Source organism: Microbacterium tenebrionis, from assembly GCF_020682665.1.
Classification (GTDB): Bacteria; Actinomycetota; Actinomycetes; order Actinomycetales; family Microbacteriaceae; genus Microbacterium; species Microbacterium tenebrionis.
In genome coordinates, this window is the sequence record NZ_JAGTTM010000004.1 from 11,769 (window position 1) to 37,471 (window position 25,703).

At 68.6% G+C, this 25,703-nt stretch carries 25 protein-coding genes and 1 tRNA gene; 15 read left to right on the top strand and 11 right to left on the bottom strand.

Annotated features, from left to right (window positions below):
• The first annotated feature begins 2 nt into the window (after positions 1–2).
• Positions 3–3,665, top strand: coding sequence for an AAA family ATPase (locus KEC56_RS10910; RefSeq protein WP_227531091.1), 3,663 nt, complete (start codon positions 3–5; stop codon positions 3,663–3,665).
• On the top strand, positions 3,658–3,867 hold the full coding sequence (locus KEC56_RS10915; protein WP_227530973.1) for a hypothetical protein: 210 nt from the start codon (positions 3,658–3,660) through the stop codon (positions 3,865–3,867). The genes KEC56_RS10910 and KEC56_RS10915 overlap by 8 nt, the downstream gene beginning before the upstream one ends.
• A gap of 58 nt (positions 3,868–3,925) precedes the next feature.
• Here the strand turns inward: KEC56_RS10915 and mscL are convergent, their stop codons facing one another.
• The 3 genes from mscL to KEC56_RS10930 are packed head-to-tail and all read right to left on the bottom strand — an operon-like array spanning position 3,926 to position 5,260.
• Positions 3,926–4,348, bottom strand: coding sequence for a large conductance mechanosensitive channel protein MscL (mscL, locus tag KEC56_RS10920; RefSeq protein WP_175985458.1), 423 nt, complete (start codon positions 4,346–4,348; stop codon positions 3,926–3,928).
• Positions 4,349–4,373: 25 nt separating this feature from the next.
• Complete coding sequence (locus tag KEC56_RS10925; protein WP_227530974.1) at positions 4,374–4,646, bottom strand: FmdB family zinc ribbon protein; 273 nt, start codon at positions 4,644–4,646, stop codon at positions 4,374–4,376.
• A 17-nt stretch (positions 4,647–4,663) separates the two neighbouring features.
• Positions 4,664–5,260 (bottom strand): 5-formyltetrahydrofolate cyclo-ligase, encoded by a 597-nt coding sequence (locus tag KEC56_RS10930; RefSeq protein ID WP_227530975.1) that lies wholly within the window; start codon positions 5,258–5,260, stop codon positions 4,664–4,666.
• Positions 5,261–5,311: 51 nt separating this feature from the next.
• Here KEC56_RS10930 and galU point away from each other — a divergent pair, with 51 nt between their 5' ends.
• The 4 genes from galU (at position 5,312) to KEC56_RS10950 (ending at position 7,915) form a co-directional block, all read left to right on the top strand.
• Positions 5,312–6,199, top strand: a complete 888-nt coding sequence (galU, locus tag KEC56_RS10935; protein ID WP_175985461.1) for a UTP--glucose-1-phosphate uridylyltransferase GalU — start codon at positions 5,312–5,314, stop codon at positions 6,197–6,199.
• A 22-nt stretch (positions 6,200–6,221) separates the two neighbouring features.
• Positions 6,222–6,851, top strand: a complete 630-nt coding sequence (locus KEC56_RS10940) for a GNAT family N-acetyltransferase (protein ID WP_227530976.1) — start codon at positions 6,222–6,224, stop codon at positions 6,849–6,851.
• A 73-nt stretch (positions 6,852–6,924) separates the two neighbouring features.
• A complete protein-coding gene (locus KEC56_RS10945) occupies positions 6,925–7,788 on the top strand; it encodes a hypothetical protein (RefSeq protein WP_227530977.1) in 864 nt (287 codons plus the stop codon).
• 54 nt (positions 7,789–7,842) lie between these two features.
• Positions 7,843–7,915 (top strand) — tRNA-Ala (locus KEC56_RS10950).
• 60 nt (positions 7,916–7,975) lie between these two features.
• On the opposite strand, the gene KEC56_RS10955 is transcribed toward KEC56_RS10950, so the two are convergent.
• Genes KEC56_RS10955 through KEC56_RS10965 form a run of 3 tightly spaced genes read right to left on the bottom strand, consistent with a single transcriptional unit; the run spans position 7,976 to position 10,646 of the window.
• Positions 7,976–8,881, bottom strand: coding sequence for a metallophosphoesterase (locus KEC56_RS10955; protein WP_227530978.1), 906 nt, complete (start codon positions 8,879–8,881; stop codon positions 7,976–7,978).
• Positions 8,882–8,917: 36 nt separating this feature from the next.
• The gene (locus KEC56_RS14050; RefSeq protein WP_227530979.1) at positions 8,918–9,838 is read right to left on the bottom strand and encodes an AEC family transporter; all 921 of its coding nucleotides are present in this window, start codon (positions 9,836–9,838) and stop codon (positions 8,918–8,920) included.
• A 31-nt stretch (positions 9,839–9,869) separates the two neighbouring features.
• Complete coding sequence (locus tag KEC56_RS10965; RefSeq protein WP_372456273.1) at positions 9,870–10,646, bottom strand: IclR family transcriptional regulator; 777 nt, start codon at positions 10,644–10,646, stop codon at positions 9,870–9,872.
• A 52-nt stretch (positions 10,647–10,698) separates the two neighbouring features.
• Between KEC56_RS10965 and hutH the strand changes: the two genes are divergently transcribed.
• Genes hutH through KEC56_RS10985 form a run of 4 tightly spaced genes read left to right on the top strand, consistent with a single transcriptional unit; the run spans position 10,699 to position 15,992 of the window.
• Positions 10,699–12,246, top strand: coding sequence for a histidine ammonia-lyase (hutH, locus tag KEC56_RS10970; protein ID WP_227530981.1), 1,548 nt, complete (start codon positions 10,699–10,701; stop codon positions 12,244–12,246).
• A complete protein-coding gene (gene hutU / locus KEC56_RS10975; protein WP_227530982.1) occupies positions 12,243–13,886 on the top strand; it encodes a urocanate hydratase in 1,644 nt (547 codons plus the stop codon). The genes hutH and hutU overlap by 4 nt, the downstream gene beginning before the upstream one ends.
• A 10-nt stretch (positions 13,887–13,896) precedes the next feature.
• Positions 13,897–15,087 carry an imidazolonepropionase gene (gene hutI / locus KEC56_RS10980; protein ID WP_227530983.1) on the top strand — a complete coding sequence of 397 codons (1,191 nt, stop codon included), beginning with the start codon at positions 13,897–13,899 and terminating at the stop codon, positions 15,085–15,087.
• A complete protein-coding gene (locus tag KEC56_RS10985) occupies positions 15,084–15,992 on the top strand; it encodes an arginase family protein (RefSeq protein WP_227530984.1) in 909 nt (302 codons plus the stop codon). Before hutI ends, KEC56_RS10985 begins: the two co-directional genes overlap by 4 nt.
• 1 nt (position 15,993) lies before the next feature.
• Here KEC56_RS10985 and KEC56_RS10990 read toward each other — a convergent pair whose 3' ends face one another.
• Positions 15,994–17,271 carry a DUF445 domain-containing protein gene (locus KEC56_RS10990; protein ID WP_227530985.1) on the bottom strand — a complete coding sequence of 426 codons (1,278 nt, stop codon included), beginning with the start codon at positions 17,269–17,271 and terminating at the stop codon, positions 15,994–15,996.
• A 159-nt stretch (positions 17,272–17,430) separates the two neighbouring features.
• Here KEC56_RS10990 and KEC56_RS10995 point away from each other — a divergent pair, with 159 nt between their 5' ends.
• Complete coding sequence (locus KEC56_RS10995) at positions 17,431–17,703, top strand: metal-sensitive transcriptional regulator (RefSeq protein WP_175985471.1); 273 nt, start codon at positions 17,431–17,433, stop codon at positions 17,701–17,703.
• 51 nt (positions 17,704–17,754) lie between these two features.
• Here KEC56_RS10995 and KEC56_RS11000 read toward each other — a convergent pair whose 3' ends face one another.
• From KEC56_RS11000 to KEC56_RS11015, 4 genes are read right to left on the bottom strand one after another with little or no spacing between them, the layout of a single operon-like run.
• On the bottom strand, positions 17,755–18,915 hold the full coding sequence (locus tag KEC56_RS11000) for an acyl-CoA dehydrogenase family protein (protein WP_227530986.1): 1,161 nt from the start codon (positions 18,913–18,915) through the stop codon (positions 17,755–17,757).
• Positions 18,912–19,667 carry an alpha/beta fold hydrolase gene (locus KEC56_RS11005; RefSeq protein WP_175985473.1) on the bottom strand — a complete coding sequence of 252 codons (756 nt, stop codon included), beginning with the start codon at positions 19,665–19,667 and terminating at the stop codon, positions 18,912–18,914. Before KEC56_RS11005 ends, KEC56_RS11000 begins: the two co-directional genes overlap by 4 nt.
• 23 nt (positions 19,668–19,690) lie before the next feature.
• Positions 19,691–19,954, bottom strand: coding sequence for a hypothetical protein (locus KEC56_RS11010; RefSeq protein WP_227530987.1), 264 nt, complete (start codon positions 19,952–19,954; stop codon positions 19,691–19,693).
• On the bottom strand, positions 19,951–21,165 hold the full coding sequence (locus KEC56_RS11015) for an MFS transporter (protein WP_227530988.1): 1,215 nt from the start codon (positions 21,163–21,165) through the stop codon (positions 19,951–19,953). The genes KEC56_RS11010 and KEC56_RS11015 overlap by 4 nt, the downstream gene beginning before the upstream one ends.
• Positions 21,166–21,533: 368 nt before the next feature.
• Here KEC56_RS11015 and nrdH point away from each other — a divergent pair, with 368 nt between their 5' ends.
• From nrdH to nrdF, 4 genes are read left to right on the top strand one after another with little or no spacing between them, the layout of a single operon-like run.
• On the top strand, positions 21,534–21,767 hold the full coding sequence (nrdH, locus tag KEC56_RS11020; RefSeq protein WP_120228032.1) for a glutaredoxin-like protein NrdH: 234 nt from the start codon (positions 21,534–21,536) through the stop codon (positions 21,765–21,767).
• 11 nt (positions 21,768–21,778) lie between these two features.
• Entirely contained in the window at positions 21,779–22,228 is a 450-nt protein-coding gene (nrdI, locus tag KEC56_RS11025) for a class Ib ribonucleoside-diphosphate reductase assembly flavoprotein NrdI (protein ID WP_227530989.1), read from the top strand.
• 8 nt (positions 22,229–22,236) lie between these two features.
• Positions 22,237–24,369 carry a class 1b ribonucleoside-diphosphate reductase subunit alpha gene (nrdE, locus tag KEC56_RS11030; protein WP_227531092.1) on the top strand — a complete coding sequence of 711 codons (2,133 nt, stop codon included), beginning with the start codon at positions 22,237–22,239 and terminating at the stop codon, positions 24,367–24,369.
• A gap of 43 nt (positions 24,370–24,412) precedes the next feature.
• Positions 24,413–25,390 (top strand): class 1b ribonucleoside-diphosphate reductase subunit beta, encoded by a 978-nt coding sequence (nrdF, locus tag KEC56_RS11035; RefSeq protein WP_175985477.1) that lies wholly within the window; start codon positions 24,413–24,415, stop codon positions 25,388–25,390.
• Positions 25,391–25,703 lie beyond the last annotated feature (313 nt).

Here is a 25,703-nt window from a genome sequence, read left to right on the forward strand (position 1 = left end):
CGATGACGATCGGCGACCAGCAGGGCGACCCCTCCGCCGTGGTGATCGCACACGTCGCCGACGCCGAACGCACCAGGCTCCGCGCCGAGGCCGCCGACCTCGGCGGACGCTCGCCCCTGATCACCTTCCGGGACACCCCGGAGGGTGGCATCGACATCTCGAAGGCTCACCCCGGGAGCCTGCCGCAGTTCATCACCGGCAAGTCGACGCTGCTGTCCAACCTGTTCCGCGACGAGGTCGGGCTCCGCACGGCCCGGATGGCCGCCGAGCGCATCACGGCGAAGAACACCGAGCTGCGCATGGTTCGCGGGATCGACGCCGTGCACCTCGCCGTCGGCATCGCGAGCTGGCGGATCGGTGGCGCGGACTTCGCCGCACCCGTGCTGCTGCGTCCGCTGGCGATCCGGCGACACCACACCGACTACGAGCTCAAGCTGCAGGGCGCGTTCTTCGTGAACCCCGAACTGGTGCGCGTCGCGCGCGAGCACTTCGGCATCACCATCGACGCCGAGGCCCTGGCATCCCTCGCGTACGACGGCGGCATCTTCAAGCCGCAGCCCGTGATCGATCGCCTGCGCGCGGCGACCCAGTCGATCGACACCTTCACGGTGCTGCCGCGCCTCGTCGTGTCGACCTTCGCCGACATCGGCGCATCCATGTCGCGCGACGGGAACAGCCTCGACCACAGGGTGCTCAACGCGCTCGCCGGTCACGTCGCGGACCGCGAGCAGATAACCGAGTCGCGCCCGCAGCCGCACGTCACGGGCCCGGATGAGCGCGCGCCCGCCTCGGACACGCTGCTCCTGGATGCGGACGCCGAGCAGGAATCCGTGCTCGCACGGATCGCAGCCGGCCATTCGCTGGTCGTGTCGACCCTGCCGGGCACCGGCGGCACGCAGACCGTCATCAACGCGCTGGGCGAGCTCGTCCGCGCCGGCCGGCGCGTGCTCGTCGTCTCCGCTCGGCGGTCCACACTCGAGGGTGTCCGGCACCGGCTCAGCGGGATCGGCCTCGACAGCCTGGCTGTCTCGCCCGGCAGCATCCGCCGTGACCTCGTGCGCGCCATCGGACGCAACGAGAAGGCCACGGCGCCGAAGGTCAGCGAGGTCGACGATGCGCTCGTGCGCCTGCGCTCCGTGCTGCTCGACTACCGCAAGGCGCTCGGCGCGCCGATCGAGGGCCTGGATGCGACGATTCTGGACGCCACGCGTCACCTCACCCGACTCGCGTCGCTGCCGACCCCGCCGTCGACGACCGCGCGGCTGAGCTTCGACACGTTGCGCAGGCTCGCCGGCGATCGCAGCCGCGCGGCATCCGCGCTCATCCAGGCGGCGCGCCTGGGAGAGTTCCGGTTCGGCCCGGGGGATTCGCCCTGGTACGGCGTCAACTTCCGCAGCACGCAGGACGCCCGCTCCGCGCACGAACTCGCCGGACGCCTGCACGCCACGAGCGTTCCCGACCTGCTCGAGCGCGGCTACGCGCTGATCTCGCAGACGCGCATGCGCCCGTTCTCCACGATCGACGAGCTGGGGGAGTACCTCGGTCTGCTCGAGGGCATCCGCGACTCGCTCGATCGGTTCAGCCCGACGGTGTTCGAACGGCCACTGGGCGAACTCATCCAGGCCCACGGTTCGCGCCGGGACGCCCCGGCGATGTCCGGTGCCAACCGGCGGCGTCTTCGCCGACTCGCCAAGGAGTACGTCCGCCCCGGAGTCCACATCCCCGAGATGCACGAGGCGCTGCTGAGGATCCAGCAGCAGCGGACGCAGTGGCAGCGCTTCGTCGATGCCGGCGTCGCGCCCGAGGTTCCGCTGGGCCTCGCAGAGGTCTCCGCCTCATGGCACCGCGTCACCGACGAGCTGTCCGAACTGGATGCCGCGCTCGGACGCCGCGAGCCGCTCGCGACACTGTCGGTCGAACGACTCGTCCGCACTCTCGCCGGGCTCGCAGCCACCTCGGACGTGTTCGACAACATCGTCGAGCGCGCCACGATCCGTGACGAGCTCGCAACGCTCGGCCTCGAGCCGCTGCTCGCCGACCTGTCGGTGCGCCACGTCGCCGACGACCGCGTCGCCGACGAGCTCGAGTTCGCGTGGTGGCAGTCGCTCCTCGAGCGCGCGCTGCAGGACAACAGGGCGCTGCTCGGCGCGAACACCGCCGTCGTCGATCGCCTCGAGCGCGACTTCCGGCTGGTCGACGAGGCGCATGCGGCGATGGCTGGGCCCCTGCTCGCCTGGCAGCTGGCGAACCAGTGGCGCATCGCGATCGTCGACGAGCCGGACGAATCGCAGAACCTCCGCCGGGCGCTCACCCAGGGCAGCCCGACGACGGCCGAGATCATCTCGGCGGCGCCGACGCTCATGAACGTGCTGGCGCCGGCGTGGATCTCGTCGCCCTATCTCGTTCCCGAGATCCCGGACTCGGTGGAGTTCGACACCGTACTGCTCGTGGACGCCGCGGCGATCAACCTCGCCGAGGCTGCCCCGGCGATCCGCCGCGCCCGCCAGATCGTGGCGTTCGGAGACCCGGTCACGCAGCGTCCGACCCCGTTCGAGATGGCCGTGGATGCCGGTGACGAGTGGGAGCCCGAGGTTCCCTTCGACGAGACGTCCGCGTTCGAGCGTCTGGCCGAACTGCTGCCGGTGATGACGCTGACGCGCAGCTACCGCGCCGGCGGCGAGGATCTCGCCGAGCTCATCAACGACGCCTTCTACGGAGGGGAGATCGTCTCGCTGCCGTGGGCCGGTTCCTACCTCGGTCGCGGGAGCCTCACGGTCGACTACGTCGAGGGCGGCGTCGGTGCTCCCGATCCGGTCTCAGGTGCCGTCGAGAGCCCCGATGCCGAGGTCGCGCGCGTGGTGACGCTCGTCGTCGAGCATGCCGTGCACCGCCCGAACGAATCGCTCATGGTCATCACCGCCAGCGCCCGCCATGCGGAGCGCGTGCGCGCAGCGGTCACGACCGCGTTCGCCGGCCGGTCGGACGTCGCCGACTTCGTCGGCCGCGACACCGCCGAGCCCTTCGCCGTCCTCACCCTCGAGGAGTCGGTGGCAGAGAGCCGCGACCGCGTGATCTTCTCGCTCGGCTACGGCCTCACCAAGCACGGACGTGTGCTCAGCGACTTCGGCGACCTTTCCACCGCAGACGGTGAGCGGCTGCTGACGGTGGGGATGACGCGCGCTCGCCGCTCGATGGTGATCGTATCGTCGATCCGGCCGTCCTCGTTCGACGACGGGCGGCTCGAGTACGGCGCGGCCACTCTCATGTCGATTCTCGGCGGTCTCGCCGCGCGCTCCCGCGACTCGCGACTGGAAGACCTCGCCGACCCGCTGACACTGGCGCTGGCCAGGGAGCTGCGACGCCTGGGCGCATCCGTCGACGTCGACTACCGCGGCCTGCTGCCGCTGGTGGCGCAGCACGGCGGCAAGGCCGTCGTGATCGAATCCGACCCCGAGACGCTGGGCGACTCCCTGCGCGAGAGCCTGCGCCTGCGCCCGCACGTCCTGCGACGCCTGGGATGGCACTACGTCCGGGTGCACGCCTTCGACCTCTACAGCGACCCGGTCACCGCGGCATCCCGGATCGCGGCCGTCCTCGGGATCGCTGCCGACGCGGTCAGGGCGGAAACCGACACCCAGCCGATCGACCTCCCCGGCGATGCCTGATCGGGATGCCGCGACGGACGACGCAGAACGGGAGCGTCAGCGGATCATCCGGGTCCCCGGCAGCCGCCGAGCACGGCTGACGCCGGCTCCCGGGACGGATCCGGCTCCCGACGTGCCGCCGAAGTCGGCGCGCCCAGAGCAGCGAGGGGCGAAGGGCGCGAACGACGAGCAGCTCCTGCGCGACGTTCCGCCGCACTACTGACGCGCCGAGAAGAAAGGGCCCCCGCAACGCGGGAGCCCTTTCGACGTCAGGCTCGTGGTCAGAGACGTGGTGCTGTGCCGGCGGCGCCGTTGCGCAGGGCGTCGCGGATCTCGATGAGCAGCTCCTGCTCGGTGGGCAGGGTCTCCTCTTCGACGGCCGGGTTCTTGGCGGCCTGGCGCTCCTTGTACGTGTTCATCGGCAGGACGAACACGAAGTACACGACCAGCGCGACCGCGAAGAAGCTGATGATCGCGGTGATCAGGTCGCCGATGGGGAAGGTGACCTCCTGGCCGTAGAGACCGGTGATCGTCGGACCGACGACGCCGTCCTCGCTGGGAGCGTAGAACAACGCGACGAGCGGGTTGATGATGCTCCCGACGACCGCATTGACGATCGCCGTGAACGCACCGCCGATGACCACGGCGACAGCCAGGTCGATGACGTTGCCCTTGGTGATGAATTCTTTGAATCCCTGAATCATGGGAACCCCCCGTGATGTTCAGACCTCAGCTCGAGGCCGGTGCCGCCGCGGGTGCCGGTTTGGCGCTCGTCGACGTTTCCGACTTCGATGATGCCGATGAACTGGGCTTTCCGCCAGAGCCACTCCGAGAATCGGTCCGATAGAAGCCGGATCCGTTGAAGGTCACACCGATCGACCCGTACTGCTTGCGCAGTGCGCCGCCGCATTCGGGGCACACGGTCAGGGCGTCCTCGCTGAAGGACTGGACGGCGTCGAAGGCGTGGCCGCACGACGTGCAGGTGTAGGCGTAGGTGGGCATGTTCTGTCTCGGGATGGTCAGGGTCGCGCAGGCGACAGATGGAGGGTGCGAGTGGGCGTCACGACGCCGGTGACCGGCTGATCGTGCAGCTCCCGGGGGAGGGAGTCGAGGATCTCGGAGTCGTAGGTCACCGCGTAGACGGGCGGGCACCTCTCCATGGATCCGATGGTCTTGTCGAAGTAGCCGCGCCCCCACCCGAGGCGGGTTCCTTCCGCGTCCACGGCGGCGGCCGGGATGATCATGATGTCGACGTCGTTGACCGCGATCGGACCGAGCACTTCACCGGTGGGCTCCGGCAGGCCGAACAGGCCTTCGGCCACCTCGTCGGAGTCGTCGGCGACCGCCCAGTCGAGAAGGCCGTCCGCACGGGTGATCGGCAGCAGGACGCGGATGCCGCGCCGCACCGCTCCGGCGATGAACTCCCGGGTGTCGGGCTCGGTCGTGGTCGAGAGGAAGCACGAGATCGACTGCGCGTCGTGTGCGGTCATGAGCGCGTCCAGCTGCTCGGTGATGCCGGATGCCGCGGCCTCGCGCTGCTGGTCGGACAGCAGCTGCCGGCGCTCGCGCAGTTCGGCGCGCAGCGCGCGCTTGGCTTGTTCGACGTCAGGCGACATGCTGCGATTCTACGTGTCGGATCTGACCTGGTCCCCCAGTAAGCTGGCCAGATGGGAAAGCATTCAATCAAGGCGGTCATTCCGGCGGCGGGTCTGGGCACTCGCTTCCTGCCCGCCACCAAGGCGATGCCGAAGGAGATGCTGCCGGTCGTCGACAAGCCGGCCATCCAGTACGTGGTCGAAGAGGCGGCATCCGCCGGGATCGACGACATCCTCGTCATCATCGGCCGCAACAAGAACGCCATCTCCAACCATTTCGACTCGGTTCCCGAGCTCGAGGTCAAGCTCACGGAGAAGGGCGACATGCAGCGCCTCGAGCGCGTCATGAAGTCCAGCGACCTCGCGGACATCCACTACCTCCGCCAGGGTGAGCCCAAGGGTCTCGGCCACGCCGTGCTCCGCGCCAAGACGCATGTGGGCGACAGCTCCTTCGTCGTGTTGCTCGGCGACGACCTCATCGACGACCGCGACCCGCTCATCACGACGATGATGGCCGAGCACGAGCGCACCGGAGCAGCCGTCGTCGCCCTCATGGAGGTCGACCCCGAGAACATCCACATGTACGGCGCCGCCGCGGTCGAGCGGACCGACGATGACGACATCGTGCGCGTCACCGGCCTCGTCGAGAAGCCGGCCAAAGAGGATGCGCCCTCGAACCTCGCCGTCATCGGACGCTACGTGCTCCCGGCTTCGGTGTTCCCCATCCTCGAGCGCACGGAGCCGGGCAAGGGCGGCGAGATCCAGCTGACCGACGCTCTGCAGGAGCTCGCGGCCGACACCGAGGGCCCCGGCGTCTTCGGCGTCGTCTTCCGCGGTCGCCGTTACGACACCGGAGACCGGGTCGATTACATCAAGGCCATCGTGCAGCTCGCCTCCGACCGTGAGGACCTCGGCCCGGACCTGCGGCCGTGGCTCAAGGAGTTCGCCGAGCGCCTCTAGGCCCGTCCGGCTGCGAGGAGCGATGGAAATCCTGCAGGGTCACCGTCACGGTCCGGTCGAGCTGAGACTCATCCGGAGTCGTGACGCGCGCGCGCTCCAGCACGAGCTGCTGGAGAACCGCGCGTGGTTGCAGCGCTGGGAGGCGACGGCGCCGAACGGCTCCGCCTCGTTCGACATGCGCTTGAGCATCAGACGGCTCTTGCAGCAGTACCGCGACGGCGGGGGCTACCCGTTCGTGATGCTGCATGACGGCGAGATCGCCGGGCAGTTGAACGTCTGGGGCGTCGGCCGTGGGTCGTTGAACTCGGCCACGATCGGCTACTGGGTGAGCGAGCGGTTCGCGGGGCGCGGGATCACCCCGACCGCGGTCGCGCTCGCCACCGACGCCTGCTTCACCGAGTACGGGCTGCACCGCATGGAGATCTGCATCCGTCCCGAGAACGCGGCGAGCCTGCGCGTCGTGCAGAAGCTCGGCTTCCGCTACGAGGGCTTCCGCCGCCGGTTCATCCACATCGATGGCGACTGGCGCGATCACTACGCGTTCGCGCTGACCCGCGAGGACGTGCCGGAGGGGGTTCTCGCACGCTGGCTCGACGGGCGGGCCCCGCAGGAGGCCGCGAGCATCCCGCCAGCGGACCGCCTGCCGATCTGATTCCGTCGTATCCGAGCGCGACACGCGCCGCGACACGCGGGTGAGCGGCGCGCGGTCGCATACCGTTGAGGCTATGAACGGACCGGTGCTGAGTGGGGGCGTCATCGTCCTCGTCGCCGTGCTGCTCTGGATGCTCTATCTGCTGCCGTCCTGGCGCGGAAAGTACCAGTACAACGCCGCCGAGCGCAATGCGGTCCGCCTCAACCAGGCGCTGCGTGTGCTGGCCGAGACGAGCGAGACGCCTGAAGAGGTCCGCCTCGAGCTCAACGCCCGCACCGCGCTCGCCCAGCAGAAGCTCGCCAAGCGGCTGCAGTCCGAGAAGGAGGCCGCCGAGCTCGTGAAGCTGCGTGCAGAACTGGCCGCGACGCGCGCGGATCCGGTGGTCCGCCAGGCAAGGGCTCGTCGCCGGGTGCGCGTCGTGGCGGCATCCGTCCTCGTCATCGGGTCGGCCGTCACCGGTCTCGGTGTCTGGCAGGTCGTGACCGGTGGTTCGCAGGTGCTGATCTGGGTCGGCGCAGCGGCCGCGGTCGCCGGTGCTCTGGCGCTGCAGAAGATGGCATCCGTCGCCCGCCGCGCACTCGCGCGTCCCGCAGCGGAGGTCGTCGCCGCACCCGCCTCGCGCGTCTCACCGCCGTTGCGCGACCAGGGGCGCGCATCGTGGACACCTCGTCCGCTCCCGGCTCCGATGGTGCAGGTGACCGGTTCGCTGGCGCAGACGGCACGGGCCGAGATCGATGCGAAGCAAGAGCTCCTCCGCGCCGAGCGGATGGCCGAGCTCCGTCGGCGTGCGGCGCAGATGGCCCCGGCCCAGCCGGTCACCCTTCCGGCGCCGACAGCAGCCGAAGAGGCCTCGCCGTACGCCCGGATGGGTTTCGTGGACGACGCCGAGATCGAGCAGCACGTCCGCCGGATGCTGCAACGCCGGGCAGTCGGGTGAACACGGCCTCGGCGCGTCACCCCGTTCGGGCGTGATAATCTAACTGAGGTTCATGGGCCTATGGCGCAGTTGGTAGCGCGCCTCGTTCGCATCGAGGAGGTCAGGGGTTCGAATCCCCTTAGGTCCACCGATCGACCAATGAGAAAGCCCCCGGGTCTTCCGGGGGCTTTCTCATTCTGCATACCGCTCAAGGAGCGAGAGACTGCGCAGGATCCGTCGGGCGACCAGCATCCCGGATGATGTCGGCGACGGCATTCGCATCGAAGTGGAAGACCATCTCATCGGGGGTCAGTCGCTCGACGAACGGCACCACGCGCACGCGGTCGCCGTCGACCGTGACGACCGACCCGCCGAAGCCGTTGATCGCCGACTCCTCGGCCGGGTCTCCGAACGCGCACGAGACGTTGGTCACGCCCGGTGCCACCGTCACCGGAACACCCGAGACGACCTCGGTGACCGGGAGGTGATAGTGGCCCGACAGGATGACGCGCACGTCCGTGTCGCGGACGATCTCGATGAGGTCGCGGCCGTCCGCGTCGTCGAGTGCGAGCGCCTGCAGCAGGTCGGTCTGCGCTGCGACGGGCGGGTGGTGCACGACGACGATCGTGCCGTGCTCGGCGGGTTCGGCGAGCGTCTCACGCAGGAACTGCTTCTGCACGGGCTCGAGGTCGCCGTACCCGAAACCGGGGATCGAGCTGTCGAGCACGGCCACACGCCAGCCGTCGTACGCCGCCACCGAGACCACGGGGCGATCGGATGCATCGCCCGAGGGCACCCGCTCATCGGCATCCGGCTGCCCGCCGCCCAGCACGGCGCGGAACCCTTCACGTCCGTCATGGTTTCCCATCGCGAACACCAGGCGGGCTCCGCGCGCCTGCGCCCACGGCTCGAGCTGCGCGCGCACGCGCCGGTACGACTCCTCCGTGCCGTCTTCGCTGACATCGCCGGAGACCACGACGAGGTCGAACAGCAGGTGGCCGACGTGGGCGAGTGCACGGCGCAGGTGCTCCGCCGTGTCGACGACGCCGTAGTGCCGGCCGCCGTCGCCCGAGAAGTGCGTGTCGCTGAGATGAAGGATTCGCAGGCCGCTCATGCCCTCACTCTGCCAGAGGCCGGCGACATGCCGGATTCAGCCGAGCAGCAGAGTCGCCGCGAGCAGTACGGGGATGCATCCGATCGTGGTGATGAAGACCGTGTCCCTCGAGATCGACTCGCCGATGTCGTAGCGCTGCGAGTAGTTGAACACGTTCTGTGCGGTGGGCAGCGCCGCCAGCACGACGGCGATGAGAACCTCGTGCGCGGACAGACCGAAGACGAACTGCGCCACGACCCAGGCGAGAACAGGCATCACGAGCAGCTTCAGCCCGCTCGCCAGGAGCACATCGCGACGGTGGCCCGACGAGCCGAGCACCCGCTGGCCGAACAGCGAGATGCCGTAGCTGATCAGCAGAACCGGCACGCACGCGTTCGCGATCAGCGTCGCCGGTTCCATGACGATCGGCGGGAGTTCGATGTCGAGCACCGAGACGAGCGTGCCGAGCGCCGAGCCGACGATGATCGGGTTCGTCGCCGTGCGGACGAACGTGCGCCACACCGAGGTGCGTCCGCTGGTGACGGTGTCGAGGATCGTCAGCGAGATCGGCGTGAAAACGAGCAGCTGCATGAGGATGACCGGCGCCGGGTACGCGGCGCTGCCCAGCAGATACAGCGACAGCGGGATGCCGATGTTGTTGGAGTTCACCTGTCCGGCGGACAGCGCCCCGATCACGGTCTCACCGACCGAACGCTTCCAGACGAGCTTCGCCACGAGCGCGTAGATGCCGATGATCAGCGCCGCGGCGATCGCCGAGACCGGGAGGAGCGAGGAGAAGAGCACGCGTGCATCCGCCTGGGCGAGCACGGTGAACAGCAGGAACGGGGAGAGGACGAAGAACGTCAGCCGGCCGAGGACATGACGCGCGTGCGGACCGAGCAGATCGATGCGCCCGAGGAGATACCCGACGGCGATCGCGAGTCCCACGACGGCGAATCCGGTGAGAGTCTCGAGCACTTTGCGAGCCTAGTGCCCGGTGCACAGCTCCTCAGCGCAGGCGTCGCTGCAGCTCAGTCGCCGTCTCGCGGACGGCCGAGGCGGCATCCGCCTCGCTCGGGCCCGTGTCGCTCGACCAGGTCACGGCGACGGCGGCCATCGGCCACCCCGCGGTGTCGAGCACGGCGGCCCCGACGGAGCGTGTGCCGTCGGTGATCTCGCCGTCCTCTGACGCGTATCCGGCGGCGCGGATGCTGCGCAGCAGCTCGCGCAGCTCACCGACTCGACCGGGCCCGAGTCCCGTCCGCGTCGAGAACGCGGAGACGTTCGGATACAGCGCCCGCACCTGCTCGCGCGGGAGGGCTGCGAGCATCGCGCGCCCGGTCGCCGTCAGGTGCGCAGGGAGGCGCACGCCGACGTCCGTCACAAGAGCAGGGCGCCGCGGTGCGCGCTCCTCGACGATGTAGACGACGTCCGAGCCGCTCAGCACCCCGAGGTGCGTGCTCTCGCCGAGCCGGTCGGCCAGCGCCGCCACGAGCGGACGGCCCAGGCGCGCGAGCGGCTGCTGCCTGGCGAAGCCTCCGGCGAGCTCGGACGCCGCCGTTCCCAGAGCCCAGCGGCGCTCCTCGCGCAGGTGCAGCACGAATCCGTGGTCGGCGAGGGTGTTGAGCAGGTGGTGCACGGTCGAGCGCGGAAGGGCGAGCTCTCGGGCGATCGCGGATGCCGCGACCGGGGCCGGTCGCGTTGCGAGGTGTCGCAGGATCCGCAGCGTCTGGTCCGCAGCGGGGACCTGCGGCGAGCGGGACGCATTGTCTGGGATCACAGACACAGGATGCCACGACCTCCTGTTCCGCGCCAGCACACGGGTATGGAATCGACTCATGCCCCACCACATCCGCATCGGTGCCGACGTCCTCACCCCCGCACAGGTCGTCGCCGTCGCCCGAGACGGCGCCCCCGTCGAGCTCGACAGCAGCGCCCTGGACCGCATCGCCGAGACCCGTGGCGTCATCGACGCGCTCGCCGCGGATCCCCACCCGCACTACGGCGTCTCGACCGGGTTCGGCGCGCTCGCGACGACGTTCATCGCTCCCGAGCGCCGTCGTCAGCTGCAGGCGAGCCTCATCCGCTCGCACGCTGCAGGGACGGGCGCCGAGGTCGAGACCGAGGTCGTCCGCGCCCTGCAGCTGCTGCGTCTGCAGACCCTCGCGTCCGGACGCACGGGTGCGCGCCCCGTTGTCGCAGAGACGTACGCGGCCATGCTCAACGCCGGCATCACGCCGATCGTCCGTGAGTACGGGTCGCTCGGATGCTCCGGCGACCTCGCACCGCTCGCTCACATCGCGCTCGCCGCCATGGGCGAGGGGGATGTCCGCGTGGGCGATGACCCTTCGACAGGCTCAGGGACCGTCCCGGCATCCGACGCGCTCGCCGCCGCCGGTATCGAGCCGCTCGTCCTCGAGGAGAAGGAGGGGCTCGCGCTCATCAACGGCACCGACGGAATGCTCGGGATGCTGCTGCTCGCGCTGCACGACCTCGAGATGCTCGTCACCACGGCCGATCTCGCCGCCGCCATGTCGGTCGAGAGTCAGCTCGGCACGGATGCGGTGTTCGCGGCCGACCTCATGGCACTGCGTCCGCAGGACGGGCAGGCGGTCTCCGCGGCAAACCTGCGGGCCTTCCTCACCGATTCCCCGATGGTCGCCAGTCATCGGGGACCCGAGGACGGCCGCGTGCAGGACGCTTACTCGCTGCGCTGCTCGCCGCAGGTGCACGGCGCTGCACGCGACACCATGTCGCATGCAGCGATGATCGCCTCGCGCGAGCTCGCCAGCGTCATCGACAACCCCGTCGTCACGGTCGACGGCCGGATCGAGTCCAACGGCAACTTCCATGGGGCGCCGGTCGCGGCCGTCCTCGACTTCCTCGCCATCTCGGTCGCCGATGTCGCCTCGGTGTCGGAGCGGCGCACCGACCGCGCACTCGATCCCGCTCGCAGCCACGGGCTGCCGCCGTTCCTCGCGCACGAGGTCGGCGTGGACTCCGGCCTCATGATCGCCCAGTACGCCGCTGCGGGCATCGTCTCCGAGCTCAAGCGGCTCGCCGTTCCGGCATCCGTCGACTCGATCCCGTCGTCCGCTATGCAGGAGGACCACGTGTCCATGGGCTGGGCCGCAGCGCGCAAGCTGCGCCGCGCGATCGACGGGCTTGCCCGGGTGCTCGCGATCGAGATCATCACCGGAGCCCGCGCGCTCGACCTGCGAGCGCCGCTCGAGGCAGGGCCCGCGACGGGCGCCGTCCGCGACCTCGTGCGCACCGTGGCCGCCGGCCCCGGTCCTGACCGGTTCCTCTCGCCCGAGATGGAAGCCGTCACCGAACTCGTCCGTTCGGGCGCCGTCGCCCGCACCGCACAGGAGGCAACCGCATGACCCGCACGATCCACGCCGCACGCGGCGCCGAGCGCACAGCGAAGAGCTGGGGCGCCGAGGCCGCCAAGCGCATGCTCATGAACAACCTCGATCCCGAGGTCGCCGAGCACCCCGGGGACCTCGTCGTCTACGGCGGCACCGGCCGCGCCGCACGCAGCTGGGAGGCGTACGACGCGATCGTCCGCACCCTCGACGAGCTCGAACCCGATGAGACGCTGCTCGTGCAGTCCGGCAAGCCGGTCGGCGTCTTCCGCACGCACGAGTGGGCGCCCCGGGTGCTCATCGCGAACTCCAACCTCGTCGGCGACTGGGCCACGTGGCCGGAGTTCCGCCGCCTCGAGTCGCTCGGCCTGACGATGTACGGGCAGATGACCGCCGGCTCGTGGATCTACATCGGCACGCAGGGCATCCTGCAGGGCACCTACGAGACCTTCGCGGCCGTCGCTCGTTCGCTCGGCCGGGACTCGCTGACCGGCACGCTCACGCTCACCGGCGGCGCCGGCGGCATGGGCGGTGCCCAGCCCCTCGCGGTGACCATGAACGGGGGAGCCGTGCTCATCGTCGACGTCGACGAGACACGGCTCGCCCGCCGTGTCGAGCACGGCTACCTCGACGAGTACACCGCCGATCTCGATGCAGCGGTCGCCCGCGCCGTCACCGCGAGGGATGCCGGCGAGGCCCTGTCGGTGGGGGTCGTCGGCAACGCCGCCGACGTCTTCCCCGAGCTGCTGCGCCGCGGCATCCCGATCGACATCGTCACGGATCAGACCAGCGCGCACGACCCGCTGGCCTACCTGCCGCAGGGCGTCTCGGTCGCGGACTGGAAGGCGGAGGCCGAGCGCGATCCGCAGGAGTTCACGCGCCGCTCGCGCGCCTCGATGGCCGAGCACGTCGCCGCGATGGTCGGGTTCCAGGATGCCGGTGCGGCTGTCTTCGACTACGGCAACTCGATCCGCCGCGAAGCCGAGCTCGGCGGATTCGAGCGGGCGTTCGCGTTCCCCGGGTTCGTGCCGGCGTACATCCGTCCGCTGTTCGCCGAGGGCAAAGGCCCGTTCCGGTGGGTCGCGCTCTCCGGGGACCCCGCCGACATCGCCGCCACGGACCGCGCCGTGAAGGAGCTGTTCCCCGAGGATGCCGCCCTGCACCGCTGGCTCGACCAGGCCGGGGAGAAGGTGCACTTCGAGGGACTGCCCGCGCGCATCTGCTGGCTCGGCTACAAGGAGCGCCACCTCGCCGGGCTCAAGTTCAACGAGATGGTCGCCTCCGGGGAGCTGAAGGCGCCGGTCGTGATCGGCCGCGATCACCTGGATGCCGGATCCGTCGCGTCCCCGTACCGCGAGACCGAGGCGATGGCCGACGGCTCCGACGCGATCGCCGACTGGCCGCTGCTGAACGCGCTGCTGAACACGGCATCCGGAGCGTCCTGGGTGTCGCTGCACCACGGCGGCGGGGTCGGGATCGGGCGCAGCATCCACGCCGGCCAGGTCACCGTCGCCGACGGCACCGCGCTCGCGGCCGAGAAGCTCGAGCGCGTGCTCACGAACGACCCGGGCACCGGCGTCATGCGCCACGTGGATGCCGGATACGAACGCGCCCGCGAGGTCGCGCGCGAGCGCGGCCTGAACGTGCCGATGCTGTGAAGATGAGACCATGCGCACCCTGATCACGAACATCGGCGAGCTGAGCACCTGCACGATGCAGATCGACGGCGGTGCCGGGATCATCCGTGACGCCGCTGTCCTCGTCGAGGACGAACGGATCGCATGGGTGGGCGCTGCCGCAGACGCGCCGGTTGCCGACGAGATCGTCGACGCCGCGGGACGCGCGATGATCCCGGGCTTCGTTGACAGCCACAGTCACATCGTGTTCGGCGGCGACCGTGCCGCGGAGTTCGAGGCGCGGATGGCCGGGGAGAAGTATGCCGCGGGCGGCATCCGTTCGACCGTCGCCGCCACCAGGGTCGCGTCCGACGACGAGCTGCGCGCGCGACTGCGCGGATTCATCGCCGAGATGCATGCGCAGGGCACGACGACCGTGGAGATCAAGAGCGGGTACGGCCTGGATGTCGAGACCGAGGAGCGCCTGGTGCGCCTGGCCGCAGAGGCGACCGACGAGGTCACATTCCTCGGGGCGCATGTCGTGCCCGCCGAGTACGCCGACGACCCGGACGGCTACGTCGATCTCGTCACCGGGCCGATGCTGGATGCCTGCGCTCCGCATGCGAAATGGATAGACGTGTTCTGCGAGACGGGCGCGTTCACCGTCGAGCAGTCGCGCCGCGTGCTCGAAGCCGGCACCGCCCATGGCCTTGCACCGCGCGTGCACGCGAGCCAGCTCGGCCCCGGCGACGGCGTGCGGATGGCGATCGAGCTCGGCGCGGCATCCGTCGATCACGGCACCTATCTCACCGATGGCGACGTGGCCGCGCTCGCGGCATCCGACACCGTGCTCACCCTGCTGCCCGGCGTCGAGTTCTCCACACGACAGCCGTACCCCGACGCCCGACGACTCATCGATGCCGGCGTGACCGTCGCGCTCGCGTGCGACACGAACCCCGGGTCGAGCTTCACCTCGTCCATGCCGTTCTGCATCGCCGTCGCCGTGCGCGACATGGGCATGACGCCCGCCGAGGCGCTGTGGGCGGCCACCGCCGGGGGAGCGGCTGCACTGCGTCGCGACGACATCGGCGTGATCGCTCCCGGCGCCCGCGCCGACCTCGTGCTGCTGGACGCGCCGAGCCACGTGCACCTGTCGTACCGGCCCGGTGTACCGCTGGTGAGCACGGTCTGGAAGGACGGCGTGCTCGTCGCAGGATCCGCCGAGCGAGGAGGTGCATCATGACGCTGCCGGTCGATGACAAGTGGCCGCGGGCGGGCGGATGGCCCGCGTTCGATGCGGCGGAGCGGGCGGATGCCGTACTTCTGGGGGTTCCGACGTGGCGCACATCGCTCTCGCCGACCGGCGCGCACGCGACGCCCGCCGCGATCCGCGCGGCTCTCCCGCGGTACAGCGCCGCCCTGATGGGGCCGCTGGCGCTCGATCTGAACGACGCTCTGCGCATCGCGGATGCCGGTGACATCGCCGAGCCCGACGACGAGGACGGCATCGCCCGGGCGGTCGCGCGCATGGCCGAGATCGCGGGTGCGAGCGACCTCGTCATCGCCCTCGGGGGCGATAACTCGCTCACCTATCCGGTGGCTCGCGGCGCGGCGGCGACCGGCCTCATCACGATCGACGCCCATTTCGACCTGCGTGATGGGGTGTCCAACGGCTCGCCGGTGCGCAGGCTCGTGGAGGACGCGCCCGCGTCGGAACGCATCGACCCGCGCCGGATCGTCCAGATCGGCATCGGCGACTTCGCGAACTCCGCGTCCTACGCGCAACGTGCCGCAGACTGGGGCATCCGGGTCATCACGATCGACGAGGTGCGTCGCCGCGGCATCCCGGACGTCTGCGCCGAGGCGCTCGAGATCGCGGGCGGCGGCGACGCACCTCGCATCCACCTCGACGTCGACGTCGACGCGGCCGACCGATCCGTGGCTCCCGGCTGCCCGGCGAGCGTGCCAGGGGGATTCGCGGCCTGGGAGATGCGGTCGCTCGTGCGCGGTCTCGTCACCGATCCGAGCATCGTGAGCGCCGATCTCGCCGAAGTAGACGCCACCGCCGACACCGACGACGCGCGCACCGTGCGACTCGCGGCGCTCTGCGTGCTCGAGATGCTGGCGGGCCTCGCCGCGCGCGGATGACTCAGACGCCGGGGATCAGCGCGTGCGCGATCGAGAAGATCGCCAGTCCCGCCAGGGCGCCGACGACGGTGCCGTTCAGGCGGATGTACTGCAGATCGCGGCCGACCATGAGCTCGATCTTCTCGGTGGTCTCGGCCGGGTCCCACCGCTCGACCGTGTCGGTGATGATCGACGCGATGTCGTGCCGGTAGCGGTCGACGAGGAAGACGGCGGCCTCGGATACCCAGGTGTCCACTCGGCGCTGCAGCGCGGCATCGGTCACCAGCCGCTCGCCGACCTCTTCGATCGCCTGCACCGCCCGCACCCGCAGGGTGCTCTCGGGGTCGCCGAGCGATCGGATCAGTCCGTTCTTCGCGGTGTTCCAGGCCTCGGCGGCCAGGGCCCCGACGCGGGGGCTGTCGAACAGCGACGCCTTGGCGTTCTCGAGCTTGCGGCGTGTGACGGGATCGTTCTGCAGGTTGTCAGCGAGGCGGGCGAGGTAGCCGTCGATCGCGATGCGGGCCGGATGCCGCGGGTCGGCCCGAACGGCGTCGACGAACTTCACGGCCTCGTGATAGACGGTGTCGTCGACGAACCGGTGCGCGAGTTTCGGCACCCAACCCGGCAGACGTCGGGAGACGAGCCCGTGGAACGCATCCTCGTTGGCGATGAGCCACGTGCTGATGCTGTCGGCGGCGAGATCGATCGCGCCGCGGTGGGCGTCGGATTCGACGATCTTCTCGAGCCAGTTGCCTGCCGGCGGCCCCCACTCCGGCTGCACGAGGTGCTCGCGAGCGAGGTCGGTGATGAGATCGCGGACGTCGTCGTCGCTCAGTGCGTTCAGAACACCCGTGGCGATCGCAGACCCCTCTGCGGCCACCCGTTCGGCGTGGGCGGGCTGCTTCAGCCACTCGCCGGCACGGCGGGCGATCGCCGTAGAAGCGAGTTTCGTGCGCACGACGTCGGCGGCCAGGAAGTTCGTCTCGACGAATTCGCCGAGCGTGCGCCCGATCTCGTCCTTGCGGTTCGGGATGATCGCGGTGTGCGGGATCGGCAGCCCGAGCGGGCGGCGGAACAGGGCTGTGACGGCGAACCAGTCCGCGAGCGCCCCGACCATGCCGCCCTCGGCCGCGGCGCGGACGTACCCCAGCCACGGATGCCGCTCCTGCAGCCAGAACGCGATCACGAAGACGATCGCCATGAAGATCAGCGCGCCCAGCGCGATGCCCTTCATCAGGCGCAGGGCGCGCAGGCGCTCCTGGTCGGCGGGAGAGAGCAGAGCCATCGGAGTGCGCGGCATGCTGTCATCCTCGCACGCGGGGTGCGCTGAAGACGTCGTCACCGCGGTACACCCGCAGGGCCGTTGAACGAATGTCGGGGCATCCGGTGGCGTGTCACCCTGCATCCGTACGGTCCCCCTGCGTGTGTTCGAGGGTTCGGTGCGGGGTAGCCTCGTCTCGTGATCGAAGACATCAAGAAGCGCGCGCTGCACCGCACCAGCATCCTGGAGGGTCAGCTGCGCGGCGTCGCCCGCATGATCGAGGGCGAGGAGTACTGCATGGACATCATCACGCAGTCCCGCGCCATCCAGAAGTCCCTGGAGTCACTGAACCGCCTGCTGCTGGAGAACCACCTTCGCACGCATGTCACGCACATGTTCGAGCAGGGCGGCCACGAGCGCGATCGGGCCGTGGACGAACTGCTGAAGGCGTTCGACTTCGACCGCAAGTAGTCACTCGACCGCTGAGCCCTTCGACAGGCTCAGGGACCACCTGTCGAAGCGTCAGGGGCCGTCGATCGGCCCGAGCAGCGCGCTCGCCGCGGTGGAGTGCGCCGACTCCGGGTCCGACGGATGGAACATGCCCGCCAGCACGTCGCGGTACAGCCGCGAGAGCTCGTTCGAGGAGAAGTACGATCCGCCGCCCGCCGTGAGGATCGCCTGATCCACGACATGCTTGGCCATCACGACCGCGCGGTGCTTCGTCCCCGACAGCAGCGTGAACCACCGCGCTCCGTGGTCGCCGAGTGAATCGACATCGCGTGCGAGGGCTGCGATCTGCGGCGGCAGGGCGTCGTACGCCAGGCTCATGTCGGCGATGCGCCAGCGGATGTCGGGATCCTGGCTGTACGTGAGGCCGGTCTTCTTCGATGTGCGCTTCTGCACGGTCTGAACCGCGAGGTCGATGGCGCGGCGGGCGATGCCGGTGTAGACCGAGGCGAGCAGCAGCTCGAACACGCTGAAGATCCCGAAAACGATCGGGTCGGGGGAGGGGCCGGGGTCGATGCGCCGCACGACGTGCTCCGGTGCGGCGACGGCGCCCTTCAACCGGGTCGTGCGGCTCTGCGTCGCGCGCATGCCGAGGGTGTCCCAGTCGTCGCTCGTCTCGACGGCATCCGTGCGGTCGATGAACGCGAAGACGAGCTTGGGTGCGTCTGACGAAGTCGTGTCGAGCCCGTGCAGTCCGAGCATCGTCCACACCGGCGCGAGCGACGTGAAGATCTTCGTCCCCGTGAACGCGTACGAGCCGTCCTCCGCCGGCACTGCCGAGGTGTCGCTGCCGAACAGCACGAGGTCGTTGCCGCCCTCGCTGATCCCGAAGGCGAACACCTCGCCGGCGGCGGCGCCGTCCTGCACGAACTCGAGCCCCGGCACGCCCCGGTCGCTGAACACCTTCGCGACGCCGGTCCAGACGAGGTGCATGTTGATGCACAGGGCCGTGGCGGGGGATGCCGTCGCCAGCCGCTGCTGCAGGATCGCCGCCTGCTCGAGCCCGAGCCCGGCGCCCCCGCGTTCGGTCGGAACGAGGATCTTCAGGTATCCGGCATCCCGGAGCTCGTCGAGATCCTGCTGGGGGAACGTGTTCTCCCTGTCGTGGATCGGCGCGCGCTCGCGGATGCGCTCGAGCAGGTCGTCGGGAAGGTGGACGGCCGGGTCGAAACTCATGACAGTGCCTCCAGCAGGTGGCGGACGGTGTCGTCCGGCTTGTCTCGGTGCGGGGAGTGCCCGGCGCCGGACACCACGGACATCGAGATGTTCGCGTTGGCGGCGAGCACCTCGGCGGCGACCTCGCCCGTGAACAGGCTGTAGACCTCAGGGTCGGCGCCGATGATGTGCGTCGGAACCGTCAGGCGGGCGGCATTCGCCCGCACATCCCACGGCTGGTTCTGCGCGCTGGTCTGCTCGACGGCCCAGCGGCTGCCGCGGGCGACCGCGTCGATCTTCAACTCGTGATCCTGCGGATGCCAGTGCGGATGCTCCGTCTGCACGATCTCGATGCGGTTGTCCGCGAACGCGCGCTCCTGGCTGCGGCGGACGATCGTCGCATCGCGGCCGTCGACGAGGATGGCCGGGTCGATGAGGACGAGGCGCTTCGTCCACTCCGGGTCCGATGCCGCGGCCGCTGTGCTGGATGCTCCGCCCAGGGAGTGCCCGATGACGGCATCCCATGCTCCGCCGCGGGCGGGCCGCGTGGCTGATAGATCCCGCGCGTAGGCGGCGACTGTGTAGTCCAGCGCACGCGGAGCGTCTCCGTGCCCGCGGAGATCGACGGCGACGGCGTGCCAGCCGGCGTCCGCGAGGGCTGTTCCCAACCGCCACATCAGGGCGCCGGACGAGCCGAGCCCGTGCACGAGGAGGGCGGTCTTCGGAGATGCCGGGTCGCCCCATGACAGCCGGGGCAGGGTCACAACGCTCACAGGATCAGCCTAGGAGTACCGGATCAGTCGATGGGCAGCATGTCCGCGGCGATGCGCAGCACCCGCGCTGCGGCGTCGTGGCCGGCCTGCAGGCGGCGCTCCGCCATAGGTCGATCATCGAGCGTGGCGGCGAGGAATCCTGCGGCGACGTTGGACTCGGCGCCGGCGAGGCTGATGGTCGCCTGATGCGCGTCCGCGAGCGGACCGTCCGTCGGCGTCACGAGGGCCGTCGTCTCGCCGATGCAGATGATGTCGGGGGTGGCGGAGGCGTCAGCGGATGCAGTCATGCGGGTGAGATCGTCGTCACCGGTTCGGTGTCGGGGAACGGGCTGGGATCGCGATGGCGCAGATCCGGCAGGAACCGGACGAACGCGGCGGACACGATGACACCGACGATGGCGAACAGCGCCGCGGCGAGGTAGGCGCCCTGCGCTCCGCCGGTGCCGTCGACGAGGAAGCCGGCGATCGCGGAGCCGGCCGCGGCGCCGATCAGCTGCCCGGTGCCCGCCCAGCCGAACGCCTCGGCCGTCTCGCTGAACTTCACGCTCGCCGTCGTGATGGCGAAGAGCACGGCCAGGGCCGGAGCGATGCCGAGACCGGCGATGAAGAGGGCGCCGCCGAGCCAGAAGATGTTCAGCATCACCATGGTCAGGGCGAGGCCGGCCGTCACGAGGATGAGGCGACGGGCCATCGCCCACGGGCCGATGGGGATGTGACCGAACGAGAGGCCGCCGACGAGGCTGCCCACGGAGAAGACGGCCAGCACGAGGCCGGCTTCCAGGCTGCCGTGGTCGAAGGTCGCCACGACGCCGACCTCGACGGCCGAGCATGCGCCGATGAGGAGGAAGCCGATCACGGTCGCCAGCATCACCGGCGGCTTGAGCAGCACCTTGCCGAGGCTTCGCCTGCTGCGCGGGATGCGGACCCTCCCGAGTTCGGGAGCGGCGATGAACCAGCCGCAGCCGAGCACGAGGATGATCGCGACGAGGAGGAGGCCCTCGGTGGTGCCGACCTGGGTCGAGACGAGGGTGATGACGACCGGGGCGAGGATCCAGATGATCTCCTGCAGAGAGGCATCCAGGGAGAACAGGGGGGTCAGCTGCGAGGAGTTGACGAGCTTGGGATAGATCGTGCGCACGGCGGATTGGATCGGCGGGGTGGACAGGCCCGCGAGCATGCCGAGCGCCATGTAGCCCGGCACGTTCAGGGGCAGCAGGGCGAGACCGAGGACGGCGAGGGTGCACACCACGGCCGTCAGGGAGATGACGCGTCGCATGCCCCACACGCCCATCCAGCGGCTGGTCACCGGGCCCGCGACGGCCTGACCGATCGAGGTGGCCGCGAGGACGAGTCCGGCAGCGCCGTACGACCCGGTCTGCTGCTCGACATGCAGGAGCACGGCAAGGGAGGTCATCCCGCTGGGGAAGCGCGCCGTCAGCTGAGAAGCGATCATGCGCCCGACGCCAGGGGTGCGAAGAAGGTCCCGATATCCCGCCACGGGACAACGCTACTGGGCGGTGAACGCCCCGCGCACGCACGTCGGCATCACGACACGCCGCGACACGCCGCGCGACGCTTTCCACAGGAATTCGATTGTCCGAACCCCGGCGTAGCGTCCGGTCTGTGGATGGATTTCTGAACGGCTCCTGAGAACCGCGGGATCACGCGCTTCTCGAGGCTCGGAATCGACCTCGGGACTGTGGATGAAACGGTGGACAACCTGTGTTGTAACCAGTGGAGAACGGTGGAAAACTACACGGATGTAACTACTATCCCTTGTGGTCACTCCTAACGTCCGTCCCTATATGTAGTATTGAGATCCCGACGGGGGGTCTGTCGGAAAACTTGGATCTGAGGGGAAAGAACATGTCGATCACGGTCTACACCAAGCCTTCGTGCGTGCAGTGCAATGCGACCTACCGCGCGCTCGACGCGAAGGGCATCGAGTACGAGATCCACGACCTCTCCGAGGACGCCGCAGCGCTCGAGCAGGTCAAGGCGCTCGGCTACATGCAGGCACCCGTCGTCGTCACCGACGAGGGTCACTGGTCGGGCTTCCGTCCCGACAAGATCGACGAGCTCGCAGCCCGTCTGGCGTAAGGGATCCGATCATGACTGCGGTGGCCACCCGGGCGCCGCTCCTGGTCTACTTCTCCAGCACCTCGGGCAACACCGCCAGGTTCATCGAGAAGCTCGGCCTGCCGGCTCGTCGCATCCCGCTTCATCGCGCGGATGAGCCGCTGGTCATCGACGAACCCTTCGTCCTCGTCACCCCCACGTACGGCGGTGGCCAGGGCAGGGGCGAGGAGAAGGGCGCTGTGCCCAAGCAGGTGATCCGGTTCCTCAACGACGAGCACAACCGGGGACTCCTGCGCGGAGTGATCTCCGCAGGCAACACCAACTTCGGCGATGCGTTCTGCCTCGCCGGCGACATCATCAGCCGCAAGTGTCATGTGCCGCACTTGTACCGGCTCGAAGTATTCGGCACACAGGACGACGTTGATCGCGTGAGCGACGGATTGGATCGATGGTGGACATCGCAGTTGACGAGCAGGCAGTGACCGAGCAGATGGCGTTCAAGGTCAACCCCGCGTACGAGGGGCTCGACTATCACGCGCTCAACGCGATGCTCAACCTCTACGACGCGAACGGGCAGATCCAGTTCGACGCCGACAAGCGCGCGGCGCGGGAGTACTTCCTGCAGCACGTCAACCAGAACACCGTGTTCTTCCACTCCCTCAAGGAGCGCCTCGACTACCTCGTCGAGAAGGAGTACTACGAGGGCGAGCTCATCGCGAAGTACTCGATGGAGTTCATCCAGAAGCTCAACGACCTGGCCTACTCGAAGAAGTTCCGCTTCGAGACCTTCCTCGGCGCCTTCAAGTACTACACGAGCTACACGCTGAAGACCTTCGACGGCAAGCGCTACCTCGAGCGCTTCGAGGACCGCGTCGTCATGACCGCGCTCGGCCTCGCTGACGGCGACGAGCAGATCGCCATCGACCTCGTCGAGGAGATCATCTCCGGCCGCTTCCAGCCGGCCACCCCGACCTTCCTCAACGCGGGCAAGGCGCAGCGCGGCGAGCTCGTCAGCTGCTTCCTGCTGCGCATCGAGGACAACATGGAGTCGATCTCGCGCGGCATCAACTCGTCGCTGCAGCTGAGCAAGCGCGGCGGCGGCGTGGCGCTGCTGCTGTCGAACATCCGCGAGTCCGGTGCGCCGATCAAGCAGATCGAGAACCAGTCCAGCGGCATCATCCCGGTCATGAAGCTTCTCGAAGACAGCTTCAGCTACGCCAACCAGCTCGGAGCCCGTCAGGGTGCGGGTGCGGTGTACCTCAACGCGCACCACCCCGATATCATGCGCTTCCTCGACACCAAGCGCGAGAACGCCGACGAGAAGATCCGCATCAAGACTCTGTCGCTCGGCGTCGTCGTGCCCGACATCACGTTCGAGCTCGCCAAGAACGGCGAAGACATGTACCTCTTCTCGCCGTACGACGTCGAGAAGGTCTACGGCGTGCCGTTCGGCGACATCTCGGTCACCGAGAAGTACCGCGAGATGGTCGACGACCCGCGGATCAAGAAGACCAAGATCAACGCGCGCGAGTTCTTCCAGACCATCGCCGAGATCCAGTTCGAGTCGGGCTACCCGTACATCATGTTCGAGGACACGGTGAACAAGGCCAACCCGATCAAGGGTCGGATCAACATGTCGAACCTCTGCAGCGAGATCCTGCAGGTGAACACGCCGACCACGTACAACGACGATCTGTCGTACGACCAGATCGGCAAGGACATCTCCTGCAATCTCGGCTCGATGAACATCGCGCTCGCGATGGACGGGGCAGACCTCGGCGCGACCGTCGAGACCGCGATCCGCGGCCTCACCGCGGTCAGCAACCAGAGCCACATCTCGTCGGTGCGCTCGATCGAGGACGGCAACGACCGATCGCACGCGATCGGCCTCGGGCAGATGAACCTGCACGGCTACCTCGCCCGCGAGCACGTGCACTACGGCTCCGAAGAGGGGCTCGACTTCACGAACATCTACTTCTACACGGTGCTGTACCACGCGCTGCGCGCCTCGAACAAGCTCTCGATCGAGCGCGGCGTCGCCTTCGACGGCTTCGAGGACTCGACGTACGCGTCGGGCGAGTTCTTCGACAAGTACATCGACCAGGCATGGGTTCCCACGACGGAGAAGGTCAAGGAGCTCTTCGCCGGTCACAGCATCCCCACGCAGGCCGACTGGGCCGAGCTCAAGGACAGCATCCAGAAGCACGGCATCTACAACCAGAACCTGCAGGCCGTCCCGCCGACCGGCTCGATCTCGTACATCAACAACTCGACGTCGTCGATCCACCCGATCGCGTCGAAGATCGAGATCCGCAAGGAGGGCAAGCTCGGTCGCGTCTACTACCCGGCGCCGTTCATGACGAACGAGAACCTGGAGTACTACCAGGACGCCTACGAGATCGGCTACGAGAAGGTCATCGACACGTACGCCGCGGCCACGCAGCACGTCGACCAGGGCCTGTCGCTGACGCTGTTCTTCAAGGACACCGCCACCACGCGCGACATCAACAAGGCGCAGATCTACGCATGGCGCAAGGGCATCAAGACGATCTACTACATCCGCCTGCGTCAGCTCGCCCTCGAGGGCACGGACATGAGCGAGTGCGTCAGCTGCATGCTCTGAGGCATGTGAATACAGTTCTGGTCACGGAGAGAGAAAAGAAGAGATGACCCCCGAATCGCTCAAGCTGGTCGAGCACGTGCAGGCGATCAACTGGAACCGCATCGTCGACGACAAGGACCTCGAGGTCTGGAACCGTCTGGTGAACAACTTCTGGCTGCCCGAGAAGGTGCCGCTGTCGAACGACGTCCAGTCGTGGAACACGCTCACCCCCGAGGAGCAGCTGCTCACGATGCGCGTGTTCACCGGCTTGACGCTGCTCGACACGATCCAGGGCACGGTCGGCGCCGTCTCGCTGATCCCCGACGCGATCACGCCGCATGAAGAGGCGGTGTACACGAACATCGCGTTCATGGAGTCGGTGCACGCCAAGAGCTACTCGTCGATCTTCTCGACCCTCGCGTCGACGAAGGAGATCGACGAGGCGTTCCGGTGGTCCACGGAGAATCCGAACCTTCAGAAGAAGGCGCAGATCATCATGGACTACTACCAGGGCGACGACCCGCTCAAGCGCAAGGTCGCATCCACGCTGCTCGAGTCGTTCCTCTTCTACTCGGGCTTCTACCTGCCGATCTACTGGTCGTCGAAGGCGAAGCTGACGAACACCGCCGACCTCATCCGCCTCATCATCCGCGACGAGGCCGTGCACGGCTACTACATCGGCTACAAGTTCCAGAAGGGACTCGAGAAGGAGACCCAGGAGCGCCGCGACGAGCTGAAGGACTACACCTTCAACCTGCTCTTCGAGCTCTACGAGAACGAGGTCCAGTACACGCAGGATCTCTACGACGGCGTCGGTCTCACCGAGGACGTCAAGAAGTTCCTGCACTACAACGCCAACAAGGCGCTGATGAACCTCGGATATGAGGCGATGTTCCCGTCGACCGTGACGAACGTGAACCCGGCTATCCTCTCGGCCCTGTCGCCGAACGCCGACGAGAACCACGACTTCTTCTCTGGCTCGGGCTCCTCCTACGTGATCGGCAAGGCCGAGGCCACCGAGGACGAGGACTGGGACTTCTAGGAGCTTCTCTCTGAGGTGCCAGCGAAACAGCTGGTCAGAGGCCCGGATCCGCGAAATCTCGCGGGTTCGGGCCTCTTTCGTGCCCTCTTCGAAATGACAGAGGAGGACAGACATGACCAGAAATATCCGTTCGGTGGGGCACGCCGGTGGCACGAGCACACCTCCCTCATGGAGGCGAGAGAGTCCGGCATCCGAGATTTCGGGTTGGCGAGCGGCTGGGGGCGTGCCACTTCGTGCCACAGGTGACCTACGGAATTCCTCAGATCTGCGGAAATATGCGGATCCTGGGTCTCGTGGGCGTCGAGTGGCACGG